The sequence below is a fragment of the Flavobacterium helocola genome (assembly GCF_038289885.1).
Lineage (GTDB): Bacteria > Bacteroidota > Bacteroidia > Flavobacteriales > Flavobacteriaceae > Flavobacterium > Flavobacterium cheniae.
Genome location: NZ_JBBYHT010000001.1, coordinates 104,137 through 129,523 on the forward strand (window position 1 = coordinate 104,137; position 25,387 = coordinate 129,523).

Annotated in this window: 26 protein-coding genes and 2 tRNA genes; 10 read left to right on the top strand and 18 right to left on the bottom strand. The window is 31.6% G+C overall.

Translation table 11 applies throughout. The annotated features are described in order from the left end of the window. Positions 1–108: 108 nt before the first annotated feature. From AAEO58_RS00470 to AAEO58_RS00485, 4 genes are all read left to right on the top strand, one after another. Positions 109–864, top strand: a complete 756-nt coding sequence (locus AAEO58_RS00470; protein WP_133608193.1) for an alpha/beta fold hydrolase — start codon at positions 109–111, stop codon at positions 862–864. A 36-nt stretch (positions 865–900) separates the two neighbouring features. After that, positions 901–1,521, top strand: a complete 621-nt coding sequence (gene yihA / locus AAEO58_RS00475) for a ribosome biogenesis GTP-binding protein YihA/YsxC (RefSeq protein WP_133608195.1) — start codon at positions 901–903, stop codon at positions 1,519–1,521. Between the two features lie 267 nt (positions 1,522–1,788). Then, the gene (locus AAEO58_RS00480; protein ID WP_341681037.1) at positions 1,789–2,907 is read left to right on the top strand and encodes a hypothetical protein; all 1,119 of its coding nucleotides are present in this window, start codon (positions 1,789–1,791) and stop codon (positions 2,905–2,907) included. Further along, a complete protein-coding gene (locus AAEO58_RS00485) occupies positions 2,888–3,673 on the top strand; it encodes a hypothetical protein (protein WP_341681039.1) in 786 nt (261 codons plus the stop codon). Before AAEO58_RS00480 ends, AAEO58_RS00485 begins: the two co-directional genes overlap by 20 nt. A gap of 30 nt (positions 3,674–3,703) precedes the next feature. Here AAEO58_RS00485 and gldC read toward each other — a convergent pair whose 3' ends face one another. Both gldC and gldB read right to left on the bottom strand, forming a co-directional pair. Beyond that, positions 3,704–4,030, bottom strand: a complete 327-nt coding sequence (gldC, locus tag AAEO58_RS00490; RefSeq protein ID WP_133608197.1) for a gliding motility protein GldC — start codon at positions 4,028–4,030, stop codon at positions 3,704–3,706. A 2-nt stretch (positions 4,031–4,032) separates the two neighbouring features. Next, the gene (gldB, locus tag AAEO58_RS00495) at positions 4,033–4,995 is read right to left on the bottom strand and encodes a gliding motility lipoprotein GldB (RefSeq protein WP_341681041.1); all 963 of its coding nucleotides are present in this window, start codon (positions 4,993–4,995) and stop codon (positions 4,033–4,035) included. 81 nt (positions 4,996–5,076) lie between these two features. On the opposite strand from gldB, the gene nadE reads away from it, so the two are divergent. Together nadE and AAEO58_RS00505 are read left to right on the top strand one after the other, a co-directional pair. Then, complete coding sequence (gene nadE / locus AAEO58_RS00500; RefSeq protein WP_341681043.1) at positions 5,077–5,880, top strand: NAD(+) synthase; 804 nt, start codon at positions 5,077–5,079, stop codon at positions 5,878–5,880. Between the two features lie 82 nt (positions 5,881–5,962). Beyond that, the gene (locus AAEO58_RS00505) at positions 5,963–6,592 is read left to right on the top strand and encodes a response regulator (protein ID WP_341681045.1); all 630 of its coding nucleotides are present in this window, start codon (positions 5,963–5,965) and stop codon (positions 6,590–6,592) included. Here the strand turns inward: AAEO58_RS00505 and dnaG are convergent. From dnaG to rlmN, 7 genes are all read right to left on the bottom strand, one after another. Next, positions 6,589–8,565 carry a DNA primase gene (gene dnaG, locus AAEO58_RS00510; protein WP_341681047.1) on the bottom strand — a complete coding sequence of 659 codons (1,977 nt, stop codon included), beginning with the start codon at positions 8,563–8,565 and terminating at the stop codon, positions 6,589–6,591. The genes AAEO58_RS00505 and dnaG overlap by 4 nt on opposite strands. A 203-nt stretch (positions 8,566–8,768) precedes the next feature. Continuing rightward, positions 8,769–10,379, bottom strand: coding sequence for a hypothetical protein (locus AAEO58_RS00515; RefSeq protein WP_341681049.1), 1,611 nt, complete (start codon positions 10,377–10,379; stop codon positions 8,769–8,771). A 34-nt stretch (positions 10,380–10,413) separates the two neighbouring features. Then, positions 10,414–11,097, bottom strand: coding sequence for a hypothetical protein (locus AAEO58_RS00520; RefSeq protein WP_341681050.1), 684 nt, complete (start codon positions 11,095–11,097; stop codon positions 10,414–10,416). Next, the gene (locus AAEO58_RS00525; protein ID WP_291135732.1) at positions 11,084–11,653 is read right to left on the bottom strand and encodes an RNA polymerase sigma factor; all 570 of its coding nucleotides are present in this window, start codon (positions 11,651–11,653) and stop codon (positions 11,084–11,086) included. The genes AAEO58_RS00520 and AAEO58_RS00525 overlap by 14 nt, the downstream gene beginning before the upstream one ends. 99 nt (positions 11,654–11,752) lie before the next feature. Beyond that, positions 11,753–12,733 carry a polyprenyl synthetase family protein gene (locus tag AAEO58_RS00530; protein WP_341681054.1) on the bottom strand — a complete coding sequence of 327 codons (981 nt, stop codon included), beginning with the start codon at positions 12,731–12,733 and terminating at the stop codon, positions 11,753–11,755. Positions 12,734–12,849: 116 nt separating this feature from the next. Then, on the bottom strand, positions 12,850–14,007 hold the full coding sequence (locus AAEO58_RS00535) for a carboxypeptidase-like regulatory domain-containing protein (RefSeq protein WP_341681056.1): 1,158 nt from the start codon (positions 14,005–14,007) through the stop codon (positions 12,850–12,852). 141 nt (positions 14,008–14,148) lie between these two features. Beyond that, positions 14,149–15,189 carry a dual-specificity RNA methyltransferase RlmN gene (rlmN, locus tag AAEO58_RS00540; RefSeq protein ID WP_290820986.1) on the bottom strand — a complete coding sequence of 347 codons (1,041 nt, stop codon included), beginning with the start codon at positions 15,187–15,189 and terminating at the stop codon, positions 14,149–14,151. A gap of 71 nt (positions 15,190–15,260) precedes the next feature. On the opposite strand from rlmN, the gene AAEO58_RS00545 reads away from it, so the two are divergent. Next, positions 15,261–15,902 (top strand): O-methyltransferase, encoded by a 642-nt coding sequence (locus AAEO58_RS00545; RefSeq protein ID WP_341681061.1) that lies wholly within the window; start codon positions 15,261–15,263, stop codon positions 15,900–15,902. On the opposite strand, the gene AAEO58_RS00550 is transcribed toward AAEO58_RS00545, so the two are convergent. The 6 genes from AAEO58_RS00550 to AAEO58_RS00575 all read right to left on the bottom strand — a co-directional run bounded on the left by AAEO58_RS00550 (position 15,886) and on the right by AAEO58_RS00575 (position 21,326). Next, the gene (locus tag AAEO58_RS00550) at positions 15,886–16,458 is read right to left on the bottom strand and encodes a phosphatase PAP2 family protein (RefSeq protein WP_133608218.1); all 573 of its coding nucleotides are present in this window, start codon (positions 16,456–16,458) and stop codon (positions 15,886–15,888) included. The genes AAEO58_RS00545 and AAEO58_RS00550 overlap by 17 nt on opposite strands. 1 nt (position 16,459) lies before the next feature. Beyond that, positions 16,460–16,807 carry a Sec-independent protein translocase subunit TatA/TatB gene (locus AAEO58_RS00555; RefSeq protein ID WP_133608219.1) on the bottom strand — a complete coding sequence of 116 codons (348 nt, stop codon included), beginning with the start codon at positions 16,805–16,807 and terminating at the stop codon, positions 16,460–16,462. 103 nt (positions 16,808–16,910) lie between these two features. Next, complete coding sequence (locus AAEO58_RS00560; RefSeq protein WP_341681063.1) at positions 16,911–19,187, bottom strand: M1 family metallopeptidase; 2,277 nt, start codon at positions 19,185–19,187, stop codon at positions 16,911–16,913. A 16-nt stretch (positions 19,188–19,203) separates the two neighbouring features. Beyond that, the gene (locus AAEO58_RS00565) at positions 19,204–19,710 is read right to left on the bottom strand and encodes a DUF6702 family protein (protein ID WP_133608221.1); all 507 of its coding nucleotides are present in this window, start codon (positions 19,708–19,710) and stop codon (positions 19,204–19,206) included. 16 nt (positions 19,711–19,726) lie between these two features. Continuing rightward, positions 19,727–20,560 (bottom strand): hypothetical protein, encoded by an 834-nt coding sequence (locus AAEO58_RS00570; protein WP_341681064.1) that lies wholly within the window; start codon positions 20,558–20,560, stop codon positions 19,727–19,729. Beyond that, positions 20,550–21,326, bottom strand: a complete 777-nt coding sequence (locus AAEO58_RS00575) for a carboxypeptidase-like regulatory domain-containing protein (protein WP_341681066.1) — start codon at positions 21,324–21,326, stop codon at positions 20,550–20,552. Before AAEO58_RS00575 ends, AAEO58_RS00570 begins: the two co-directional genes overlap by 11 nt. Positions 21,327–21,438: 112 nt before the next feature. On the opposite strand from AAEO58_RS00575, the gene pepE reads away from it, so the two are divergent. Continuing rightward, positions 21,439–22,146 (top strand): dipeptidase PepE, encoded by a 708-nt coding sequence (pepE, locus tag AAEO58_RS00580; protein WP_341681068.1) that lies wholly within the window; start codon positions 21,439–21,441, stop codon positions 22,144–22,146. Positions 22,147–22,176: 30 nt separating this feature from the next. Here pepE and AAEO58_RS00585 read toward each other — a convergent pair. Together AAEO58_RS00585 and AAEO58_RS00590 are read right to left on the bottom strand one after the other, a co-directional pair. Beyond that, a tRNA-Gly gene (locus AAEO58_RS00585) sits at positions 22,177–22,252 on the bottom strand. Between the two features lie 31 nt (positions 22,253–22,283). Beyond that, a tRNA-Gly gene (locus AAEO58_RS00590) sits at positions 22,284–22,359 on the bottom strand. A 186-nt stretch (positions 22,360–22,545) separates the two neighbouring features. On the opposite strand from AAEO58_RS00590, the gene AAEO58_RS00595 reads away from it, so the two are divergent. Further along, positions 22,546–22,989, top strand: a complete 444-nt coding sequence (locus AAEO58_RS00595) for a GNAT family N-acetyltransferase (protein WP_341681070.1) — start codon at positions 22,546–22,548, stop codon at positions 22,987–22,989. A gap of 43 nt (positions 22,990–23,032) precedes the next feature. Next, positions 23,033–24,616, top strand: a complete 1,584-nt coding sequence (locus AAEO58_RS00600; protein ID WP_341681071.1) for a L,D-transpeptidase family protein — start codon at positions 23,033–23,035, stop codon at positions 24,614–24,616. Here the strand turns inward: AAEO58_RS00600 and AAEO58_RS00605 are convergent. Beyond that, the gene (locus tag AAEO58_RS00605; RefSeq protein WP_341681073.1) at positions 24,605–25,336 is read right to left on the bottom strand and encodes a murein L,D-transpeptidase catalytic domain family protein; all 732 of its coding nucleotides are present in this window, start codon (positions 25,334–25,336) and stop codon (positions 24,605–24,607) included. The genes AAEO58_RS00600 and AAEO58_RS00605 overlap by 12 nt on opposite strands. Between the last annotated feature and the right edge of the window lie 51 nt (positions 25,337–25,387).

The window sequence follows — 25,387 nt, forward strand, 5'->3', positions numbered from 1 at the left end:
TTTACAAGCTGTAAAAGTTTAAAAACAACTCTGTTAAATTTTTCTTTTCATTCTTTAATAAAATAGTATATTTGTCAATCATTAGAACTAATACCTTAAGTGGAATTTATGTTAAGAAAAGAAAAAAAATACACCTATTTTGAAGCTGGCGAAGGAACTCCAATAATCATACTTCATGGTTTAATGGGCGGCCTAAGTAATTTTGATGGTGTGGCTAATTTTTTTCCTCCTAAAGGATATAAAGTGGTGATTCCTGAATTACCAATTTACACGCAAAATATTTTAAAAACCAACGTCAAAGCCTTTTCCAAGTTTGTCAAAGACTTTGTAGTTCATAAAGGATTTGATCAAGTAATTCTTGTCGGAAACTCGTTAGGTGGACACATTGGATTGTATTTTACTAAAATGTATCCAGAACTTGTAAAAGCATTAGTAATTACTGGAAGTTCAGGTTTATATGAAAGCGGAATGGGTGAAAGTTATCCAAAACGTGGTGATTATGAATACATCAAAAAGAAAGCTGAAGACGTTTTTTATAATCCAGAAATAGCAACAAAAGAAATTGTTGATGAAGTTTTTGCAACAGTTAACGATAGAATTAAGTTGATTAAAACCTTAACAATTGCAAAGAGTGCTATTCGTCATAACATGGCAAAAGATTTACCAAAAATGACTACACCAACATGTATTATTTGGGGAAGAAATGATAAAGTAACACCGCCAAATGTTGCAGAAGAGTTTGATAAATTATTACCAAATTCGGAGTTATTTTGGATTGACAAATGTGGGCACGCTGCCATGATGGAGCATCCAGAAGCATTCAATCAAATTTTGTTTGATTGGTTACAAAAGAAGAATTTATAATAGTTCCCCTTTTTGGGGAATTTTATTTTATAGCATATGAAAATTAATACCGCCGAATTCGTAATTAGTAATTCAGAAGTAGATAAGTGTCCGAAAGACCGCTTACCTGAATACGCATTTATTGGTCGTTCCAATGTAGGAAAATCATCTTTGATTAACATGTTGACGAACCATAAAAATTTGGCCAAAACCTCATCAAAACCAGGAAAAACACAGTTAATCAACCACTTTAAAATCAACAACAATTGGTTTTTAGTGGATTTACCAGGTTATGGTTATGCAAGAGTTTCTAAGAAAACTAAAGCCGTTTTCCAACAATTTATTATGGATTATTTTGAGCAAAGAGAACAATTAGTTTGCGCCTTTGTTTTAATTGACATTCGATTAGAAGCTCAAAAAATTGATTTGGAATTCATGGAATATTTAGGCGAAAGCGAAATTCCGTTTGCGATTATTTTTACCAAATCGGATAAACTTGGAAAAAACAAAGTCAACAATCATGTGGAAGCTTACAAGAAACAATTACTAGCTGGAGATTGGGCTGAAATGCCACCATATTTTGTAACTTCATCTTTGGAAGCCAAAGGAAAAGAAGGGATTTTAGAGTATATCGGTCAAATTAATGAAGATATTTTTAAAGATAATGGGTTTGTTTAAAAGTAGATAAAATTAGGTTTTATGCTTTTTATTTTTACTAAACCATCAATAAAAAAATAAAAAAGTCAATAAACACTGAAAAATATAATTGAAAATGTACAGAAAATCTGTAACTGAAATAAATTAACGTTCAATAACTTTGATAAGTAAAATTAAAAAAATCAAAAAATCAAAAAAGAGAGGCTGATAACCCAACGTCGAATATGTTTTAGTTAAACGACATTAAATAATAACAAATTTTAATTCTTAAAAACTTATCAAACTTACATGAAAAAAATTTTAATTTTAGTAACAGGATTATTCTTTGCCTGTGAAAGCAATGACCTGTCAAAAGAAAACAAAATTTCTGATACTACAATAGCAGAAAGACAAAGTTCTTTATATGAAAATGTAGAATCTACCTTTATTGACAATGGCTTAAGTAGTAGTTGTGAAAACAACATTCTTATTTTTCCAGACTGGGAAACATATTATTTAACAATTGACAAAATTGACGATGTTATCGATGTACATTGTGATGCATTTGAAAACAGCGCTGACCCATTATTAACAGACGAACAGTATGAAGCATATGGCGAATCCATAGGTTTTGATGAGGATTTACCTCTAAGAGAATTTGAAAATGATTTAAAGTTTTGTTCTTTATGGAGAAAGATTTTTGACATGGAAACAAATTGGCTTGCACTGCAAGGAGATGGAGAATGGGATGAAAACCAAGACCCTGACAACCACTTTATTGAAGAAGATTCTGAAAGAGTATTATTAAATGAAGGAGCTGAAGTTATAATTGGAAGCAAAGAGGATGGTTATATTATTTATAAGTTTTTTGAGTGGGGCTACATTGAAGTTTACAATAACGACTTTCAAGCATTACAGCAAATAAATGCCACTGGTATTGTCCCTAATGAAAACCCAAATGTAAAAGTTTTTGATGAAAAAACTACTGAAAACCCGCAAGCACCTGATTGTAAAGGTGGTGTTACACATAGAAAATATTTCAGAACTGGCAGTAAAACACGAATTAAAACTGTTGATAAAATGAAAGATTTTAGAGGAGCCCCAGGCCCTTCAAAAAGTAGTAAAATTAAATCTAAAACTAAATACTACAGAAAAAAAGCTGGTGTGTGGACTAGAGGCAAAACGACACTTACAGCAGGATTTGAAGGAAGTTATAATCGATTAAATTATTTCGCTGATTGGAGAGAATGTGGTTTTTTAAGAGATTTAACTGAATTAAAAACTAGAAAAAGAAGTAAGGTAAAAAAGAAACACAAAGGACCATCCGATATGTATTTTAGAGTTTTAGACAACCAATTATCAGGGGTTCACAAAAGAAGAAATGACGTAATTAAAAAAATCGATTATTTTGATGGTCAAATTCAATAAAAAAATTCTGATAGCATTTGTAAGCCTTTGGTTTACAAATGCTATTACAAGTAAAGCTAATGCTCAAGAAAACAGAACTGAATACTATAGTTTTGGAATCAACTTAAGTAGTGATTTTCTCAGTACTGAAAATGAGAAAAACGCTGTTGATTATGAATATAAAGATATCATGACTTTTAATTTTGGTTTAAACTATAAAATCACAAAACCAAAATACAATATACTTTTTTCATTACAGTTAAGAAATTATAACCTAACAAATAAATCTAATTTTAAAGGAGAAGATATTCCTGACCCGTTAGGTTATAAATCGGAAACTATACTTTATGGTTTTAGTCAATTAAAATTAAATTCAACTTTTAATTTATATATTACACAAAAAGCAAAACTAAATACTTACCTTGGTATTGGACCTGAAATACTCTTTTATCCTGAAGACCCAATATCTGGATTGTTATTTTTTATAGATGAAGATGGTACCGAAATCGGTTATACTGAAAATGGAAACTCTAAAGAAAGTGAGTTTTATTTTGGAATCAATGGAACTATTGGAATGGAATTTAAAACAAAACATGTTTTAATTAATCCTTACATATTATATCATTACGAACCTGGAAGTTTGTTTGAAAGCACAACCACAACTCAAAACCTATACGTTTCTGAAAATACTGTTTCAAAACATAGTATCAATAATAGTTATTGGAGTTTTGGTATCAATTTTTATCCGAGTAAAAATTTATTCAAACGAAAAAACAGCAAACCTTAACAAAAAAGTCGCTATTTCTAGCGACTTTTTTTATGCTTTCAAATCCATTTTTTCGGCGAAGTAATCACAGAAATCGCGCATCGTATCCGACATTTTTTCATCGGCGGTAGCGCGTTGAAATGTATCTGCCATTGCAACTAAAGTTTGGTGGAAGAATTGCTTCATTTCGTCTACTGGCATATCTTTAGTCCATAAATCAATACGAAGTGTTTCTTTTGCTTTGCTATCCCAAACAGATAATAATAAAGCTTTTGCTTCTTCTTGCTCAATTCCGCCATCTTGTGCTGTCCATAACAATTTATCAGGAACGTTATTTTCGTCTAAACCTACGGTGATTTTTATATCTGATGTTTTCATATTTATTGCTTCTTTGGTTTGTATTTTGAGTTATCAAAGATGGTTTTAGCATCCATTGCTAACAATTGTTCTAAAGTTACATCATCATTGTTTTCCATATAACTTCTTACAATTTGCCATCCTAGCCATTGACCAACTCTTCCTGGGGTTTGGTTATCTATTTCTATATAAAACCTTGAGAATGGTGCCGGTTTTATAAATCGCAATTCATTCTTAGGATTGGAATCAAACAATAATTTATTCTCAACTAAATTACTCCACATGAAATATTCATTCTCTTGACAAAACTTAATTTGCATATCTGTATATCCTATTTTATCAGCATCCGAATAATCTGGGATTAATTTATCTTTCATATATAATTCCTTTCCATAATAAATCATAGCAGACAATAAAGTTCTATCTGTTGGTGAAGCGATTTTTCCATAACAAAAACTAGTAACTAAATTTGGCAAAATTTGATTTCGTTCCATTTCTGGCTTTTTAAACTCTGGAAAATCGACATAAAATCGATGGTCTTTTCCTAAATAACAATCTAAAGAAATCAAAGCTAATGTATCTGTGTAAAAAACTCTGCCTTCTGTATCTACTTCGTTAATTAACGTGATTACGCGTGGCGTTTTGTTTTTTGGAAAATAATATTGCACATGAGCAAATAGTTTTTCTAAATCAGTTTCAATTTTTCCTAGTTCAGGATATTGCATTTGCACTTCCCCATAAAGCTCTCTCAACAAGGGGTCTTTTAATTTATTAATTAAGGTTGAATCTGGAATATGTGATGGAAAAAAATAAGGATATTGTGCTTTAACTTTTTGCAAATCTTCGGGTTTTGAAGTCCAAAAAACTCTATCAAAACGTTCAACTTTAAATTCAATTGGAATTTTAGCTACCGCTTCTTCCACCTTACTATCATCTTTACATGAAAATAAAGTAATCGCAACAAGGACAAATAATAATTGCTTCATATAGCGTATTTTTTATATTTTTATCAAAACTAATTTGGTTTGCAAATATACAGTTATCGACTAATAAATTTTCATAAAAAAATGACAAATTCTAACACGTTCCAAGCCGAAAAAATCAACCAACATATTGTAAAATGGTTACTCGATTATGCTACTAACGCAAAAGTAAAGGGTTTTGTTGTGGGAATTTCGGGCGGAATTGACAGCGCATTAACTTCTACACTTTGCGCGCAGACAGGTTTACCAACACTTTGTGTCGAAATGCCAATACATCAAGCGGAAAGCCATGTAAATAGAGCCAACGAACATATTGACCAATTAAAAAAACGTTTCCCAAATGTTTTTAATGAAAGAGCCGATTTGACTCCCATTTTTGAAACATTTAAAAATCAAGTTCCTTCTTCAGATAATGAAGCCGTTTTGAATTTATCATTAGCCAATACACGTGCTCGTTTACGCATGACTACTTTGTATTATTTTGCTGGAATTCACGGATTATTAGTAGCTGGAACTGGAAATAAAGTTGAGGATTTTGGTGTAGGATTTTTTACAAAATATGGCGACGGTGGCGTTGACATTAGTCCTATTGCAGATTTAGTAAAAAGCGAAGTACGATTATTAGCTGAACATTTAGAAGTACCTGAAAGCATCTTAAAAGCAAAACCAACAGATGGTTTGTTTGGTGATGACCGAAGCGATGAAGATCAAATAGGCGCGAATTATGATGAATTAGAATGGGCCATGACTCAAATAGAAAACGGCAAAACCGTGGAAGATTTTTCAGGAAGAGAAGCTGAAGTTTTTAAAATCTTCAAAAGACTCAATACAATCAATCAACACAAGATGAAACCGATTCCGATCTGTGAAATTCCTAAAAATATTTAATTTTTATATTTATAATTAACAAGTAATTACATTTTTTTTAGTAACTTTGAGAGTATATTATGAATAATGTAATTTTTTAGTTATGATTAAAATATGTATCGCAGATAGTTTACCCGTTGTATCCCAAGGATTACAATCGTATTTTCAAGGTAACAGCAGAATGGAAGTTGTAGCATCAGCTAAAAACTTAGAGTCATTACTTAATGTTTTAAATAATAAACGCTATGACATCCTCCTTCTTGATGTTGAATTAGAAGGTCTATCTAGTATTAGAGATATTAAAAGTTTATTGAAAGATTTTCCCGAAACTAAAATTGTACTTTTTACTAACGTTTCCGAACAAATGTATGCGCCAACAGCTATCAAAGCTGGTGTTTCGGCCTATGTTTCTAAACGAAGTGATTTAAAAGAACTAGAAGCTACAATTGCAAAAGTATCGGAAGGAAAAGTTGTTTTCAGTGAAACCGTTAAGAAAAGCATAGAAATGCTGAGTAAAGGAAAAAAATCGGAACGCTTGTTCAAAAAATTATCTACTAGAGAAATTGAAGTACTTCGTTACCTAAACGATGGTAAGAAAAACAAAGAAGTAGCTCAAATTTTAGGTTTGGATGAAAAAACAATCAGCACATATAAGTTGCGTTTATTAGCCAAATTAAATGTAACCAACCTTGTAGATTTATTGAAAAAAGCGAAAGATTTAGACGTAATTTAGTTGTATCTGGATAAAACTCGACCTAAGCTTTTAGAAAAAATATGCGTAAGCCCCAAGTAAGCCATTACCATTTCTAATGTTTCTGAATTATCAGATTGCTCTTCGTTTGAAACATTATTTTTCAAATCGTCGATAATATTATTGACCAAATACCAGCGCAATGTGATAATCGTTTCGGTTACGTATTGGCTTATGGTGGCTTCTTTCTGTTTTACATAAATTTGCTGTACTTCCCAGTTATGTAACACTTCGCGCTCTTCATTCATAAGAACCGTGGTAACTTCTTGCGCTAATTCTTCTGGAAGATGCATCAAATATTTATCCAATTCAAAAGCTTCATTTTCATTATAGTAAGCAATCAAATGGTTATAAATTGCTTTGAAAACTGGATTAGCCAATTCTACCTCATCTTCTTGCAAACTCAGATAAATACGTTGGTATACTTTATATTTATTTTGCTCCTTAACTTCAACCATTTCACCATCTTCATTTTGAGCTAAAATAGTATCTTCAAAGGTGTCTTCTTTATCTCCGTACAACAATAAAATTTGGATGATTTTATGTTCTAATTCGTACTGAATATCAACTTTAGCTGTAGGCTGCGAAATATCATTCTTAACAACTTCAAAAGCTTTTTGCTCCTCTTTGTATTGTTTATTAGCTTCTGATAAATCCTTTTTGACTAATTGCGCTAACGTATTAAAAAGCACATCTTCGGAAATATCCATGATTCTAGAACATTCCTTAATATATACTTCTCTTTTAATTCGGTCTGGAATTTTAGAAATACTGATGACCATATCGCGAATCAAATCTGCTTTTTTAATTGGATCATTCTTTGCTTCTTGCATCAATAAAGACGCTTTGAACTGAATGAAATCCTTCGCATTATCTTCGAAATAGTGCAATAAATCCTCATAAGACGTTTTTCGAGCAAAACTATCTGGATCATCTCCATCAGGAAACGTACATACTTTTACGTTCATTCCTGCTTCCAAAATCAAATCGATACCACGAATCGAAGCTCGAAGTCCGGCAGCATCACCATCAAAAAGAACCGTAATATTTGGCGTTAAACGATTGATTAGGCGAATTTGATCGGGCGTTAAAGCTGTTCCAGATGAAGCCACAACATTTTCAATTCCGGCCTGATTCATTTGGATAACATCGGTATACCCTTCCACCAAATAACAATTATTCAGCTTAGCGATAGATTGCTTCGCATGGAAAATTCCGTATAAAACTTTACTCTTGTGGTAAATATCACTTTCAGGCGAATTCAGGTATTTTGCTGCTTTTTTATCATTGGTCAAAATACGACCACCAAAACCCAAAACACGACCGCTCATGCTCTGAATCGGAAACATCACACGACCTTTGAATCGGTCGAATTGCTTGTCTTCCTTAACAATGGAAAGTCCGGTTTTGTCTAAATATTCTAATTTATAACCTTTCCCGAGTGCTTCTTTAGTAAAAGCATCCCAAGTTTCTGGTGAATATCCTAAACCAAATTTCTTAATTGTATCGGAAGTAAAACCTCTTTCTTTAAAATAGGATAACCCAATGGCTTTTCCTTCTTCGGTTTCTAATAAAGTGTGATGAAAATATTTCTGAGCGAATTCGGAAACCAAATACATACTTTCCTTTTCATTGGCTTGCGCTACATCTTCATCGGACTGAACCGTTTCTTCGATTTCGATATTGTATTTTACTGCTAAATATTTGATAGCTTCTGGATAAGTAAAATGTTCGTGTTCCATTAAGAAAGTCACGGCATTTCCGCCTTTTCCAGATGAAAAATCTTTCCAAATTTGCTTTACTGGAGAAACCATAAACGAAGGCGATTTCTCGTTCACAAACGGAGACAATCCTTTTAAGTTACTTCCTGCACGTTTGAGTTGTACAAAATCACCAATAACCTCCTCAACTCGGGCGGTTTCAAATACTTTTTCTATGGTGTCTTTTGATATCAATCTTAATGCTAAGGTATTAAACTGTTGAATTGTTTAGAAACTGAAACAAGTTCAGCTTGACAAAATTATAACTGTAAATTTGAAGTGGCAAGTTACAAAGTTTTTGAAAAATATAGCTATTAGCGCCAAAATCATTTAAACAAAAAAGCACTTCATATGGCTGAAGTGCTTTTTTAAACAGAGAACTTAACTTAACCCTAAATCTAATTAAAATCAAAGCGTAATCCTAATGAAACGTTGTTTTGATCTATATTATTGTTCTTGAACATCGGATTTAAGTCATATTTAACATATAGACTGGTTTGTCCATATCCTACATATGCACTCAAGCCGTATGTAAAGTCAGAAACATTGAAATCTCCTTTTTGTTTTTCTTTTACTTTAATATCGTCAACTTCGTATTTTAAAATTTGTTTTGATTTGATGCGAACACCACCGTAACCTCCAATTCCTAATCGAACTGACTCGTGCGTTCTGAAATATGTTTTAGTTCCGTCTTTTGAAAGTTTTTTAGGTGTAAAATCGAATTCTAAATGCAAAGGCGCTGTTAAGTACACATTTCTAAAACGAGAATCATCTAATTTTACAGTTGATGTAACTAAATCTGTTTGATCACCATTTTTAACGAAATAACGATTATCAGTTGGACGAAGATTGTTATACATCAATGATAGTCCGTATTTAGCATGAAGCAGATTGTTGTTTTTGAAAATTCTTGAATTATACGTAACTCCCCATTCGTAAAAATGCGAACCCCAAACTCTATAATCTGAATCTTCTAAATTTTCTCCATCAGTAATCACATTATTTAAACCAAAGGCAAAAACAAATTGTGATGTGGTTCTTTTTGATCTTTTTTCAGCTTTGTCTTTTTCACCATTGTATATTTTCATTGAACCAAAATTGATTTCGGTTTTATTTTCTCCAATAGAGTCGTCTTTATTGCTTCCTAAAACAATCTTAGTCCCACCTCTTTTTGGCTTTTCATCAGAATCAGAAATTTTACCATCTACTTTATCCTGAACCAATTGAGCTAATTTAGCTTCTTCAATTGCTACTTTAGTTTCGATATTATTGGCGCGTTCTTGAGCAATTTTAGACTTCAAATCTTGAGCTTTTTCAGCTGAAATCTCCCCTTCTTTTACTTTTAAATCAATAGCTTCAACTTCTTTTTTTAAAGCGTTTTTTTCTTCAGTGGTAATCATTTCAATACTGTTTGCAATTGCTTTCGCTTTATCTTCAAATGAAATACTTTTTGAATTTCTGCCTTTTGTAATTCCCGTTTCTGGAATAGAATCATCTACAATTTCAAGTTGTATGTCTTTGAACCAAATTTGACCTGTTCCATCCAACAAAACACCATAAGAAAAATCTGTTGCATCTTGAGGCACAAATAAAACAACTTCGTATTTAGTCCAATCATTTGTACCTTTAATAGCTCTATTTTGCATATTATCAAAAGCAAGAACTTTATCGTTATAATAATCGATTCGCATCCAAAGGCCAGCCCAAGATTTTACATTTTCACTTTTAACATAACCCGACATTTTAATGGTTTTTCCTAAATATAAATCAGGCTTACTCGATTGCATTAAATTTCCAAAACCTTCTATTTTTTCATCTATAGAGCGTATGGTAAAAACTTTTTGCGCTTTATCTGTTGATTTTTTCAACAAACCCATTTCATAACTTTCTGGCTTACTTCCACGAGCAATCCACTCGGTTGATTTCTCTATAGTTTCTAACTCCTGCGCAACTGCTTTAGTTACTAAACTAAAGACAATAACGATTGTGTACAAAATAATTTTTTGCATGACTGTTTGATTTTTGATTAATGATGATTTTTGTTTATTCGTAATTTCTATTCGCTAAAGCTGATTTAGCATCTTTAAACTTTCTATTTAATTTATCTAAAGTAGTTTCTCGGTGATTTTCGTCTAATTCTTTTTCAACGTTTGTTAGTAAAGAATTAGCATCTACTTTCATTTTAGCTTTTGGACTTATTTTTTTATCCGATGTAATTACTTTTTCTCCTGTTTGAACTTCAGCCAATAAATTTTCAGGCGAAACGTATTTGTAGTTGTTAGTTGATGGGTGTTGGGTGATGGATGATGAATTATCTTTAGTTAAATTCTCCTCTTTTATCAATTCCTTACTTTCTTCTAATTTTTTATTTCTTACAGTTTTTGAATAATTTACTTCATTTTGAACTAAAACGGGTTGCTCTTTTTCAACTGAAATTTGATTTATTTTATTTGCTTCGGTTGAATCCATCACTTCGTTAATTGTTGTTACAATCGGATTTGAATTATTAATTTCCTTTGTTTCGTTTGAATTGAAAAGGAAAAATCCCAATCCGAAAAAAAGTATCGTAGAAGCGGCTACAAAAAACCAACCATAACCTTTCTTTGGCTTTTTTTCTTCCGAAACCGCAAGCATAGCATCCAATCTATCCCAAGCTTGAGCAGAAGGCTGAATCTCTCTAGCATTCAGCTTTTCTCTTATTTGATTATCTATTTTATTTGGTTCCATTTAATTTGTTTTTTAAGTCGGTGATTTGTTGTTGCAATAACTTTCGGGCGTGTGATAATTGCGATTTTGATGTTCCTTCACTTATTTTGAGCATTTCGGCTATTTCCTGATGTTTGTAACCTTCAATCGCATATAAATTAAACACCATTTTATAACCATCGGGCAAATTGTCAATCATATTTTGAATGTCATCTACCGAAAAATCTTCCATTTCATACACCGATTCATTCTCGCTTACCGTAACATCATCTATATCTTGGTGATTGAAATTATTCTTTTTCACCCTAATAAAATCGATACATTCATAGATCATAATTCTGCGAATCCAACCTTCAAAACTACCTTTGTGTTCAAAATTTTTCAGATTGGTAAACACTTTCATAAATCCGGTAATCATTACATCTTCTGCGTGATGAATATCTTTTATGTATTGGCGACACACGCTTAACATTTTGGAAGAAAACTTAGCATAAATCTGCTGTTGTGCTTGTCGATTATTTTCGACAGCCAACATAATGAGTTGTTTTTCTTCTTGATGTAGTTGAATTACTTTCATTTTTAAAATTTAGAATTCAGAAAATAGAATTCAGAATCTCGCTTCTAATTATATAGACGAGAATGAGTTTAAAATGGTTGTACGAAATGAGAAAAAAAATTATTTTTTTCTTTCAATAACGTAATTTACCATTAAAATAAGGGAATCTTTATAAGTAGATGTTGGGAATTCTTGTAATAACGAAAGTGCTTCTTGCTGAAATTGCACCATTTTTTCTTCGGCATACGTTAATCCGTTTTTGTCTTTTACAAATTGGATAACTTCTTTGACACGCTTTTTGTCTTTGTTGTAGTTTTTTACCGAATTGATTACCCAACTTTTTTCTTTTGACGAACAATTATTTAAGGCGTAAATCAATGGTAGAGTCATTTTTTGTTCTTTGATGTCAATTCCGGTTGGTTTTCCAATGGCATCATCGGTGTAATCGAATAAATCGTCTTTGATTTGGAACGCCATTCCGATAAGTTCTCCGAATTTTCGCATTTTCTCGACCACTTCTTTATCTTCTGGAGCAACAGAACATGCGCCAAGCGAACAACAAGCTGCAATTAAAGTAGCAGTTTTTTGTCGGATAATTTCGTAGTAAATATCTTCTGTGATGTCTAATCTGCGAGCTTTTTCAATTTGAAGTAATTCGCCTTCACTCATTTCTCGTACTGCGACTGAAATGATTTTTAACAAATCAAAATCGTTATTATCAATGGAAAGCAATAAACCTTTTGAAAGTAAATAATCACCTACTAAAACTGCAATTTTGTTTTTCCAAAGTGCGTTTAGAGAGAAAAACCCACGACGTTTGTTACTGTCGTCAACTACGTCATCATGTACTAAAGTTGCAGTGTGAATTAATTCAATAACCGAAGCGCCACGATACGTTCGCTCATTAATTGAGCCACCTGAAACCATTTTAGCGGTTAAGAAAACAAACATTGGTCGCATTTGTTTTCCCTTTCGATTTACTATGTAATGTGTGATTCTGTTTAATAAAGCCACTTTTGAAGACATGGAATCGCGAAACTTCTCTTCAAAGAGTTCCATTTCATTTGCGATAGGTAGCTTTATTTGTTCGGTTATTTTCATTTAGATTTCAAAAATACAAAAACAAACTCGTTAGTCAAAAGTTTAGCAAAAGATTATAAAAAAAGAGACTCCGAACTTTATCGAAATCTCTTTAATTTTTTTAGAATGAAAACCTATTAATTTTTAATAGAATCAACAAATTGTTGTTCGCTTTCTTTTAAAGGAAAAATATTGTTCATTTTCCAAAATTTCTCTGTGTAATTAGTGCCAGCTTCAAAAATAGTTTTTCCATCAAAACCTTTTTCTGGTATTTCTACATCGTTTTTGCTATCAAGAACCAACAAATCAAAAGTCCCACTAACATTGTCGTGTATTTTTTTACCCATTTGAATATAAATATTAAAACTACTTTTATAGTAAACCAATTCATATTGGTTATTTACAAACTTAAATTTACACCAAACCGATTGGTCATTCAGTTTTAGTTTAGCAATTAATATATTTTTAAGTTTCGAATTTTTCTTATGAGATTCAGCTATTTCAACCTTAAATTCAATAATTTTATTGGATTTATTATCTACGATAACATAACCTTCGTATAATAACTCATCGCTATCTGCATTCGGAATTATTTTAATGAATTCGTATTCAAATCCTGATGCATCTCTTCTTAAATATCGATCAAAAGTGTATTCTTTACTCTTGATAAGATTTTCAATTCCATCAAAATTATAAGCATATTTTACATAATCTCTTACATTGTAGGCTGAATCCATTCCATTCAAAACAGAACTGGTTGAATCTTGCAAATTGGATTTTATAGCTCTACTTTGATTGATTTGTAAAACCGATTTTCCATTTCCTTTCTTTATGAAATAATCCATTTTAGCATCTGAATACTTGGTATACTGATTGTTAATTTTTACAATTTCTCTACCATATGTAGTTAACTTAGTGTTTTTTACGGCACGAACTTTAGCGTCTTTTATTAACGATTTCAAAAAATCTCTACCTGAAACATTTGAGATTATTAATTCATCTAAAACATACACTTTTGGACTTAGATAAATTTCAACTTCCTTAGTTGAAAACACGACTTTCTTGGTTTCGTAATTGATATGACTAATCTCAACTTCTTTGATGTGTTGTAATGAAAATTCACCATTTTCATTTGTCATCGTACCAGTCAAATTTCCCGAATTATCTTTAAAAAGAATATTTACAAAAGGAACTGTTTCTTTTGTTTCTGCATCTTTAATAATTCCTTTTGTGATGTTCTCCTGTGAAAAACTAAATGTAAAAAAAAGTAGAAAAAATAAGGTGTACTTAATCATAATAATAGATGTGTGTTTGTTGAAACTGAAATTTATTTCTTTAATAAAAAAACCTTTCAGTTGTACGAAGATACTGTTTCTTACAAAAAAACATGTATTTCTTACACCTTTTTATAGCACAAAAATTACAATAATTGAATTTTAAGACTTATTCGCTAATTGGCCGCAAGCTGCATCAATGTCCTTTCCACGACTTCTTCTCACTTTTGCTACAATATTACTTTTTGCTAAAGCAGTTATGTAAGCGTTTGTTGCTTCTTCAGAGGCTTGTTGAAACATGCCGTCGTCAATAGGATTGTACTCGATAAGATTTACTTTACAAGGAACATATTTACAAAATTTTACCAATGCATCAATCGATTTTTTATCATCGTTGATTCCTTTCCAAACTACGTATTCGTAAGTAACTTTACTTTTGGTTTTTCTGTACCAATACTCTAAACTTTCACGCAAATCGGTTAAAGGAAAGTTTTTAGTAAATGGCATGATTTCGTTTCGAATTTCCTCCACAGCAGAATGCAATGAAACTGCTAATTTGAATTTCACCTCATCGTCTGCCATTTTTTTAATCATTTTCGGAATTCCTGATGTAGAAACTGTAATACGTTTTGGCGACATTCCTAAACCTTCGGTAGACGTAATCATATCAATCGCTTTCATCACGTTTGGATAATTCATCAAAGGCTCACCCATTCCCATAAAAACGATGTTTGATAGCGGTCGGTCGTAATACAAACGACTTTCGTTATCAATTGCAGCTACTTGGTCATAGATTTCTCCTGGTTCCAAGTTACGCATGCGTTTTAATCGAGCGGTTGCACAAAAATTACAATCTAAACTACAACCCACTTGCGAAGAAACACAAGCTGTAGTTCGAGTTTCTGTAGGAATTAAAACCGATTCAACGATTAAATCATCATGCAAACGAACCGCATTTTTAACAGTTCCGTCTTCGCTACGTTGTAAAGTATCTACTTTGATGTGATTGATTACGAAATTAGCTTCTAACATAGCGCGCGTTTCTTTAGACACATTGGTCATATCTTCAAAAGTATGTGCGCGTTTTTGCCATAACCATTCGTAAACTTGGTTACCACGAAATGCTTTGTCTCCGTTAGAAACAAAAAAGTTACGCAATTGTTCTTTAGTAAGTGCTCGTATGTCTTTTTTCTCGATTTGCATGGTGCAAAGTTAGGTTAAAATGTTAAATCGTTTAATTGTTAATTTGTATTTTTGTCAAAATTTGATTTCATATGCATTTCATATCAGAAGATTTAGAAGATTACGTTGCCAATCATTCACAAGCGGAACCTGAATTATTAGCGAAACTTAACAAAGAAACTTACCAAAAAATCATGCAACCTCGTATGTTGAGCGGTCATTTTCAAGGTAGAGTTTTGAGTATGCTTTCTAAAATTATTCGTCCGAAACATATTTTGGAAATTGGAACGTATACAGGTTATGCTGCTTTGTGTTTAGCAGAAGGATTAGCTGAAAACGGAACTTTAGATACAATTGATATTGAAGAAGAATTGGTTGATTTTCAAAGAAAATATTTTGACGCTTCGCCATGGAAAGACCAAATTTTTCAACATTTAGGCGATGCCGTTGATATTATCCCAACTTTAAATAAAAAATTCGATTTGGTTTTTATTGATGCCGATAAAGAAAATTATGTAAATTACTTTCACTTAATAGTTCCCATGATGAATAAAGGTGGAATTATTTTATCGGATAATGTGTTATGGAGCGGAAAAGTTTTGGAAGAAGTAAAACCTAACGATAAAAGCACACCTGTTTTATTAGACTACAATCAATTATTAAACACTGACCCAAGAGTAGAAACGGTTTTATTTCCTATTCGTGATGGACTGACGGTTAGTCGCGTTCTGTAATGAAATTGTATTTTTTTCCAAAAAACAAGTACAATTTATAAAATACAAATCCGAAAGTTGCCCCAAACACATAACCAGTTAAAATATCGGCTGGATAGTGCAATCCTAAGTATATTCTACTATAAGCAAAAATTAATGGAAACAAAAACAGCAAATAAGTGTGTTTATAATATTTGCGTAGGATTAATACAACAAACGTTGTAGAAGCAAATGAATTAGAAGCATGTCCTGAGAAAAAACTAAATGATTTTCTTGTGATTACTTCTCTAATTGTTCCATCAAGTTCGGGATTGTTACATGGTCGCAAACGTTCGAAGGAATATTTGAAAAGATTGGTGATTTGGTCTGTAAAAGTTATTAAGGCCGCTAAAAAAAGTATGATAATTCCTAAACCTTTCCAACCCACTTTCTTTTGAATGAGATAAAAAACTCCAACGAAAAGTGGTGACCAATAGATTTGTTTGGTAATAATTTTCCAAAAACCATCAAATGGTTCTGAACCTAATCCGTTTAAAAAAACAAATAATTCTTTATCTAGATTAATTAACTGTTCCAAATTACAATTGTCTTTTTACAGGTCCGGTAATGCTTTCAATATCTTCTTTTACTTTTTCAATCGGATTTTGAACATCTAAATTGATGTTTTCAATAGGATTTACCATTTTAGTAATCCCCTCTTTTGCTTTTGCTATTTCATCTGAAACGCCTCCTGTTAAAGTGTTCATATCCAAACCAGCATCTTGAGTACCTTTCTGAATTTCACTTTTAATCTCGTTAGTGGCATTCTTTAATTGCGCCATACCTTTTCCTAAAGCACGAGCAATATCTGGAATCTTATCTGACCCAAATAACATTAAAACAACTAAAATGATGAAAAACAATTCACCTCCACCTATTCCAAACATAACGTATTGTCTTGAAAATTAACTTCGCAAAGTTACAAAGTTTTATACCTACTTTATCTTAAAGTAATCAAAAAAAAAGACTATCCGAAGATAGTCTTAATACTTATTTTTTCTCTAACGTATCAAATTTTGACACTGTTTCTGCTTTAGGCCAATAATTATTTTCAACATCAATATCAGCTGTTTCTAATTTTGGATCTACTTGAATTTTTACTACTTTTTTCTCAGTTGCGAAAACACGTTTAGCAGTGTCGTTGTTTCTTCTCCAAATTTGAGCTGGGAATTTTTGCGTTTCACTCGTTCCGTCTTCAAACTGAAGCTCTACGATGATTGGCATGATTAATCCTCCTGGTTTTTCAAATTCAACTTCGTAGAAATACTTAGGCGATTTTAAAGCGTTCTTTTCTTCTGCCGTATAATTTTTATTTACATAATCAGAAAGTGCTTGAACACTATTTACGTCCATTGCTTTTTTCAATTCAGGTTTAAAATCTGGAGCGTCTTCAGCAACTAAGTACAACATTGGTTCTCCATCGCTAATTTTTCTTCCTCTTCTATTAAACATTGCTTGAGTTTCTTTTGAAGCTTCAGTAGAAACGTAATATTGTTTAACTGTTTTCACTCCAATATCAGTATAATCTGTTGAATAGAACCAACCTCTCCAAAACCAATCTAAATCTACAGCCGAAGCATCTTCCATAGTTCTGAAGAAATCTTCTGGTGTTGGGTGTTTGAATTTCCAACGATTCGCATACGTTTTGAAAGCATGGTCAAACAATTCTCTTCCCATAATAGTTTCTCTTAAAATATTTAAACCTGTAGCTGGCTTTCCGTAAGCATTAGCACCAAATTGGTAAATATTCTCAGAGTTTGACATAATAGGCTCTAAATATTTTTGGTTCCCTTTCATATAAGGAACAATATTTTTAGCTGGACCTCTTGTTGCAGGGAAATTTGGATCAAAAGAAGTTTCTGTTAAATATTCCAAGAATGTATTTAAACCTTCATCCATCCATGACCATTGTCTTTCGTCCGAATTTACAATCATTGGGAAGAAATTATGTCCAACTTCATGGATAATAACTCCTAACATTCCGTATTTAATTCTATCACTTACAAATCCTTTTTCGTCAGGACGACCGTAATTCCAACAAATCATTGGATATTCCATTCCTTGATCTTCTGCAGAAACTGAAACTGCTTTTGGATAAGGATAATCAAATGTAAAATGTGAATATGTTTTTAAAGTATGTGCTACCGCTTTTGTAGATAAATCTCCCCAAAGTGGATTAGCTTCTTTTGGATAAACAGAAATTGCTAATGGTTTGTTTGTTGGTAAATCAACTGCCATTGCATCAATTATGAACTTTCTTGAAGTTGAAAATCCGAAATCACGAACGTTTTGTGCTTTAAATTTCCATGTTTTCTTTTTGTCTGAAAAGCTACTTTCTTTTGCAACTGCCTCTTCTTGAGTAACAATTACTACTGGTTTATCAAAAGTTCTTTCCGCTAATTCCCATCTTTTTACTTGTTCAGCGGTGAAAACTTCGCTTCTATTTTGTAAAACTCCTGTTGCTTCCATAACGTGGTCAGCAGGAACTGTGATATTTACTTCGTAATCTCCAAAAACTAAAGCAAATTCACCTCTACCCCAAAACTGCATGTTTTGCCATCCTTCAACATCATTGTAAACAGCCATTCTTGGGGAAAATTGTGCCATTACAAACAAACGATTTCCATCAGGAAACTGCTCATAACCAGAACGACCGTTGTTAGCTCCTTCCATGTAATTTACAATATTGTACCACCATTTGATTGAGAAAGAAACTTTTTCACCATTTTTTAATGGCTTAGGCAAGTCGATTCTCATCATGGTTTGGTTGATGGTGTATTTCATTGGATTTCCTTTAGCATCTTTAACATACTCAATGTTAAAACCTCCTTGAAAAGGGCTTCCCATGTATTTTTTTGCAAAACCACTTGTTGAAATGGCCTTGTCCATATTTTGACTTTCTACCAAAGGTGTTTTAGAATCAGGTCTTTCGATATTTTGGTCTAATTGTACCCATAAATATTCTAACGATTCTTTTGCGTTATTGTAATAGGTAATCGTTTCTGAACCATATAATTTTTTGTTCTTATCATCTAATTCCAGATTCATTTTATAATCTGCTTTTTGCTGATAATAAGCAGGTCCTGGAGCTCCAGAAGCCGTTCTGAACATATTAGGAGTAGCCATTTCGTCATACATTTGACGGAATTTATTCTCATTATAATGTCCTAATTCACGCTTTTTTTCTTCTGTTTTCACTTCTTGAGCCAAGGCTCCGAATGTAAACGCTAAAGTTAAAAAAGCACTAAGTACAATTGACTTTTTCATGGTAATTCAGTTTCTTTTAATAGACTATTTTTTGTTGCGCATCACTATTAGTAAACAAAAAGCTATTTTTGTTACTATTAATATTTACATGAACAATATTTTGTTGTTCGCTGTAAACATCGGTTAGTAATGAATTAAAGATTTCGAAGGTATTTATTTTTTTTGAAATGGCAATTTTAGTGTAAAAAATTAACACATCACCTTCTACTTCTCGAGCTAAAAATTCAAGGTTTTGTGCTTTTTTATTGATGGAAATCTTTACGTTTTCCTTTAAGTAATCTTTGATTAAGGTTTCAGCTTCGGGCAACTCTTTCTTAGAAGTCAAATATACTTTCTTCTTGTATTTTTTTTCCAAAGCTTTTTCTAAATCGTCGATAAAAATTCTATGCGTAATTTCTATCCTTTTTTTACTTGGCACATAATCGATTTGGGTTACTGAAACATAAAATTTATGCCAAGCAAAAGAGCTTAACAGCACAACGATAATGATTGGAAAGACAAATCGTAACAGGTTCTTCTTCATTGGGTAAAAATAGTAATTATTCCTTTTGCTTTTCTAATTTATATGCTTTTGCTTTATCGGTTAAATACTGAATAAGCTGTAATTCATATTCAGATTTTAAAAACAATGATAAATCTTTGGCAGGCATTTCAGCATATTGCAAAAACAATGGAATATCTTCATGCTTTATTTTTAAAGTTTCTACGAAAAAATTATGTGAAAAACGCTCAAACATATGGTCAGAAAAAGATTTAGACTGAATATCTCGCTGTCTTCGTTCTTCAAAAACTTGTTCTGAATACTTTTTAGGATTTCTATCTTTTACAAATAAACTTACTAATCCAGCTCCAATGGCAAGAAAATTAAAATTTGAACCATTGGGCGCAAAATGACTTGGCATTGCCGTATTTACAGGTGTTCCTAAACGAACATCATCTTCATAATACATGACTTTTTTAGCATCAATTTTTGCAAAACCATCTCCATAAACTTGAATTCGTTTTATATCTTCTTCTATTATTCCAGTAAGTGTATAGGGAGTAATTTCTACTTCATTTAACTCTGTAACCCTTACTTGTAATCTAATTTCTAATTCTTCTAACCAAAAATCTTTATCGGTTAAAACATATTTTTTGGAATCGTATGAAATTCCTTGAATAAACAAAGTATCCGTAGCTCTAGCTTTAATAGAAAATTTTCCATCTACATTCGTAACTGCTCCAACATTTGAAGTAATATTAAAAATCGTTAAATTTTCAACTTCTATTGAGTCGGCAACAATTCTTCCTTTCAAAACTTTTCTTTCAATGTGTTGTCCAAAACAAATTTGAACAAACAAAAAGAATATACAAAAAAGACCTTTATTTTTCATCTGCTTTGATTTTAGAAATCTCAAGTTCATTAAGTTTTAAATATTCTACTGCTAACTCTGATAATACAAAAGACGCCATTGTTTTATTTTTGTCTTTCATAGCTCTAGCAAATCTTTCATTTTCTGCTATATAAAAAAGAAACCCATCAACATAAATTTCTGGAATTTTTAGTGTTTCAATAAAATATTTCTTTTCAAAATAATCAGAAGTTTTCAGTTGTAGCATTTCTTTTCTTTCAACCACTAATTCTTTCTTTAACATGCTAGTTCTTCCACTAATTGAATTTAATAATCCATCAACACTCATTCCTCCCAAAGGAATTAATAATGGACTATACCACTTAAAATCTCCAGCCGCAGCTAATTTACGTTCTGCAGGAGTATATGTTTTTTGATTAGCTGGCACAATTCCAAGAGCAACTGCATTTATATTTTTATATTGAATGATAGCAACTTCATCTAATTCTGTAATTAGCGATTCCATTTTTACAAAAACCAAATCTTTTGAAAAATCATTTGTAGTTAACACATATCTTCTTGCTTTCAGATTAACTGCGCTAAATTGTAGCGTATCAGAAATTTTTGCACTTATTTCAAAATAACCTCTTGAATCAGTAACAACGCCATTTTTTTTTGATAAATTAATGATATGAATTCCTTCCAATAGTGAAGACTCAGAAACAACTTTACCTTTAATTATGGAGACGTCCTGAGAAAAAACAAAAGCTGGAATTAGTAAAAAAAAGAAAAATAGTTTTTTTATCATAAATGAAATCTTATCACATTGTAAATGTAATTAGTTCTCTTCAAAATGAAATCCTAATGAGATGATAAACTTATGTTAATACAATTTGATAAATTTGTAAAAAATTAATTTAATGAAAAATATTATAATTGCTAGTACATCAACTTTACATGGTGGCGACTATTTAGATTATTTATTACCTGAATTGCAATCTTTCTTTTCGAACGTAAAAGAATTGCTTTTTATTCCATACGCAAGACCAAGTGGTATTTCACATGAAGATTACACAAAAAAAGTTAGTGAAGCTTTTACCAAAATTAACATCTCAGTAAAAGGAATTCACGAATTTGAAAATCCAATTGAAGCAGTTGAAAAAGCACAAGGAATTTTTACTGGAGGAGGAAACACGTTTTTATTAGTAAGTCAATTATACAAAAACAATGTAATTGATACTATAGAGAAAGTAGTTAAAAACGGCACACCTTATTTAGGAACTAGCGCTGGAAGTAACATTTGTGGTTTAACTATGAGCACTACTAATGATATGCCAATTGTATATCCTCCGAGTTTTAGAACTTTAGGATTTGTATCTTTTAACATTAATCCCCATTATTTAGATCCTATTGAAGGTTCAACGCACATGGGAGAAACGCGCGAAACCCGAATTAATGAATTTCACCATTTTAATCCGCAACCAGTTGTTGGATTGAGAGAAGGAAGTTGGCTAGAAGTTAAAGGAGATTCTGTAAAATTGAAAGGAACTTTAACTGCTCGAATTTTCAAAAGAAATGAAACACCAATTGAAGTTGCACCTGAAACCGAACTAAACGAATTAAAATAAAAAAAGCCTTGCAATTGCAAGGCTTTTTTATGGAGCGGAAGACGAGGCTCGAACTCGCGACAACCAGCTTGGAAGGCTGGAGCTCTACCAACTGAGCTACTTCCGCAGGTGATAATTTTTAAAACTTTATCTTGTTTTGGAGCGGAAGACGAGGCTCGAACTCGCGACAACCAGCTTGGAAGGCTGGAGCTCTACCAACTGAGCTACTTCCGCATTTGAATTACAAAAACTCTAATTTTCATAGGAGTTGTATGTATTTCTTTGGTGGGTGCAAATATACTTCAAAAGTTTTTTTAATTGCAAATTTTTTTAAATATTTTTTTTGAAGCAATTGCACTAACTTTACACTAGAATAAACACATTTTACTAAATGATTAGCTTTTAATAAGTTATACAATTATGGAGATAAAAAAAATCAATTCAATTGACACTTATCCTGTTAGACATGAAGTTTTAAGAAAAGGAAAGCCTATCGAAACTTGTCAGTTTAAAGGTGATGATGATGAAAATACTGTTCATTTCGGATTGTATCAAAATGAGCGATTGATTGGAATTATTTCAATTTTTAAAGAAAAAAATGATTTATTCTCAGAAACAAATCAATTTCAAATTAGAGGAATGGCGGTTTTAGAAGAATTTCAAGGCAAAGGATTTGGAGCTGAATTAGTAAAAGAAGCTGAAAATCATTGCATTAGTTTGAATACCGATTTAATTTGGTTTAACGCACGAGAAAATGCAGTTCCTTTTTACAAAAACCTAGGCTATACTACTATAGGAGATTCTTTTTTAATTCCAGATGTTGGCATTCATTTTGCTATGTATAAGAAAATTCGGAAAAATTAATTCAATAATTCTTCTTACATTTATATCACAATTGCTGCTCTCTATGAAAAAAATTACTTTTCTACTTCTTATTCTCTCTATTATTTCTTGTAAAAAAGAAGCTTTACCTGTTGCTTTTGATAATAGCATTATTAAAGACACGGTTTTAAATGTAATTATTAGACCTGTGCATCCCGACTTACTTTCAGAAAAATCAGATAGTTTGAAATTGTATTATCAAAAGTTTAATTTTCATGAAATTTGGTATCTAGATGAAAACCGAAAAGATTTAATTAATGAAATTAAATTTTGTTACGAAGATGGATTAAATCCAAACGATTATGAAATTAAAATTATTGAAGATTTAGAAAGTAAAAGAGCTAAATTAAATGATGAAGACATTGTAAAATATGACATTCTACTAACTGAAACCTTTGAAAAGCTAGCCAATCATTTGCACAAAGGGAAATTAAATCCAAAAGAATTATATACTGATTGGGATTTAAAACCAAAAGAAATTGCACTTTCCCCGCTATTAGAAAAAGGTGTAAAAGAAAAAACTATCGCTTCAACCTTTAAAGATTTAAAACCCAATCACATTGTTTATCAATCACTTAAAAAAAGCTTATTTGAAATAGACAAATTTCCCAATGTAACCTTTGAAAAAATTGCTGTCAAAAATAAAATTGTTGTAAACGACACTTTACCCGAAATGGTAAAAATTAAAAAGAGATTGGCTTATTGGAAAGATTATAAAAACAAAGACAGCATCATTACTTGGGCTTACGACACTTTAACACTCAAAGCAGTAAAACGTTTTCAAGCTCGTCATGGATTGGCTCCAGATGGCGTTATAGGAATTGGAACACTTAGAGCGTTAAACACTACTAAAAACGAACGAATTGAACAAATATTTGCCAATTTAGAACGTTGGAAATGGTATCCTTCAGATTTAGGAAAACAATACTTAATAGCAAACATTCCAGATTACATGTTACATTATGTAATTGATAATGATACAGTAGCTTCACACAAAATTGTAGTAGGAACACCTAAAAGAAAAACGCCCATTTTGAGCTCAAAACTTTCTAATTTTGTTTTCAATCCTACTTGGACCATTCCTCCTACTATCATTAAAGAAGATTTAACTCCGGAAGCATCAAGAAACCGAAATTATTTCCCTTCGCGAAGACTAACAATTTATAACAGTCAAGGAAAAGAAGTAAGTCCGTATGAGTGGAATCCAGCCAGAGCTAACAATTACAAATACGTACAAAAACCAGGTTACAATAATTCTTTGGGGTTGGTTAAGTTTAATTTTGCTAATCGCCATTCAGTTTATTTACACGATACAAATCATCGTGAATACTTTGTAAAAACGTATCGTTCATTGAGTTCAGGTTGTGTACGAGTGGAAAATCCATTGGTTTTAACCAAACAAATTTTAACCAAAACCAATCCTAACAAATGGGACAACAACGAAATTGATTCCATTATAAAATTAGAGAAAACAAAAACAGTGTCCGTTAAAGACACTGTGAATGTATATTTGTTTTATTGGACGAGTTGGATAGAAAATGACAAACTTCAATTTAGAGATGACATTTATGAACTCGATAAAGTCCTTTTTCAGAAACTAAGAAACTAACTTAGATTTCGCTACATAGTTTCTTGATGGGTGATAAATAAAAATACACGATTTACCTTTTATAGTTTGAATCAATTCTTTGTGAACTTCGTAAGGTACAGCAGGGCAACCTTGACTTCTTCCTAATCTTCCTGTATTTTTAATAAATGATTTGCTTACATAATCTGCTCCGTGAACTACAACTGCTCTATTTCTAGCATTATCATTTATTCCGTATTCCATTCCGTCTAAACGTAATGATAATCCGTGTTTTCCGGTATACGTTTCTCCTGTTACATAAAAACCTAAACTACTTTTAAATGATTCATTAGCGTTTGAAAAATCAGTTGCAAATTCAGAACCCGAATTTCTACCATGAGAAACTAACGATTTTAAAATCACTTTTTGTGTTTTCATATCAATAACCCACATTCTTTCTTGAGAAGATGATAAACTAAAATCAACAATCGTTAAAATTTCGTTTTCTATTTTACCTTGTTGTTTCAATTGCTCATACCCTTCAAAAGCTGCGATAAAGCTTTCAAAAGTTGGTAAAGAAAATCCATTAGCATCAATTACAGTGTAAAATGATTTACTTTTAGCTTCAAAAGTTGCTTTCGCATTTGCAGCAATTAATTTTGGATCAGTAGATTTAACTTCATTTTTATTATTTTCCGTTGTATTTAAAGGCTTGAACGAAAAAACGCAAAATAAAATTAGGGGCAAAATTCTGTAAATCATTGTTAATCTAGTAGTTATATTGTTGTTGTGATTTGCCAAATATATTTATTT

Bases quoted from the DNA above. Each gene is read 5' to 3' on its own strand.
- AAEO58_RS00565 (WP_133608221.1), bottom strand. From the start codon at position 19,710: ATGAAGAAGAACCTGTTACGATTTGTCTTTCCAATCATTATCGTTGTG.
- AAEO58_RS00505 (WP_341681045.1), top strand. From the start codon at position 5,963: ATGATTAAAATATGTATCGCAGATAGTTTACCCGTTGTATCCCAAGGA.
- AAEO58_RS00520 (WP_341681050.1), bottom strand. From the start codon at position 11,097: ATGGAACCAAATAAAATAGATAATCAAATAAGAGAAAAGCTGAATGCT.
- AAEO58_RS00570 (WP_341681064.1), bottom strand. From the start codon at position 20,560: ATGAAAAATAAAGGTCTTTTTTGTATATTCTTTTTGTTTGTTCAAATT.
- AAEO58_RS00595 (WP_341681070.1), top strand. From the start codon at position 22,546: ATGGAGATAAAAAAAATCAATTCAATTGACACTTATCCTGTTAGACAT.
- AAEO58_RS00555 (WP_133608219.1), bottom strand. From the start codon at position 16,807: ATGTTTGGAATAGGTGGAGGTGAATTGTTTTTCATCATTTTAGTTGTT.
- yihA (WP_133608195.1), top strand. From the start codon at position 901: ATGAAAATTAATACCGCCGAATTCGTAATTAGTAATTCAGAAGTAGAT.
- AAEO58_RS00480 (WP_341681037.1), top strand. From the start codon at position 1,789: ATGAAAAAAATTTTAATTTTAGTAACAGGATTATTCTTTGCCTGTGAA.
- pepE (WP_341681068.1), top strand. From the start codon at position 21,439: ATGAAAAATATTATAATTGCTAGTACATCAACTTTACATGGTGGCGAC.
- nadE (WP_341681043.1), top strand. From the start codon at position 5,077: ATGACAAATTCTAACACGTTCCAAGCCGAAAAAATCAACCAACATATT.
- gldC (WP_133608197.1), bottom strand. From the start codon at position 4,030: ATGAAAACATCAGATATAAAAATCACCGTAGGTTTAGACGAAAATAAC.
- AAEO58_RS00605 (WP_341681073.1), bottom strand. From the start codon at position 25,336: ATGATTTACAGAATTTTGCCCCTAATTTTATTTTGCGTTTTTTCGTTC.
- AAEO58_RS00530 (WP_341681054.1), bottom strand. From the start codon at position 12,733: ATGAAAATAACCGAACAAATAAAGCTACCTATCGCAAATGAAATGGAA.
- AAEO58_RS00575 (WP_341681066.1), bottom strand. From the start codon at position 21,326: ATGATAAAAAAACTATTTTTCTTTTTTTTACTAATTCCAGCTTTTGTT.
- AAEO58_RS00470 (WP_133608193.1), top strand. From the start codon at position 109: ATGTTAAGAAAAGAAAAAAAATACACCTATTTTGAAGCTGGCGAAGGA.
- AAEO58_RS00515 (WP_341681049.1), bottom strand. From the start codon at position 10,379: ATGCAAAAAATTATTTTGTACACAATCGTTATTGTCTTTAGTTTAGTA.
- AAEO58_RS00545 (WP_341681061.1), top strand. From the start codon at position 15,261: ATGCATTTCATATCAGAAGATTTAGAAGATTACGTTGCCAATCATTCA.
- gldB (WP_341681041.1), bottom strand. From the start codon at position 4,995: ATGAAGCAATTATTATTTGTCCTTGTTGCGATTACTTTATTTTCATGT.
- AAEO58_RS00560 (WP_341681063.1), bottom strand. From the start codon at position 19,187: ATGAAAAAGTCAATTGTACTTAGTGCTTTTTTAACTTTAGCGTTTACA.
- rlmN (WP_290820986.1), bottom strand. From the start codon at position 15,189: ATGCAAATCGAGAAAAAAGACATACGAGCACTTACTAAAGAACAATTG.
- AAEO58_RS00525 (WP_291135732.1), bottom strand. From the start codon at position 11,653: ATGAAAGTAATTCAACTACATCAAGAAGAAAAACAACTCATTATGTTG.
- AAEO58_RS00535 (WP_341681056.1), bottom strand. From the start codon at position 14,007: ATGATTAAGTACACCTTATTTTTTCTACTTTTTTTTACATTTAGTTTT.
- AAEO58_RS00600 (WP_341681071.1), top strand. From the start codon at position 23,033: ATGAAAAAAATTACTTTTCTACTTCTTATTCTCTCTATTATTTCTTGT.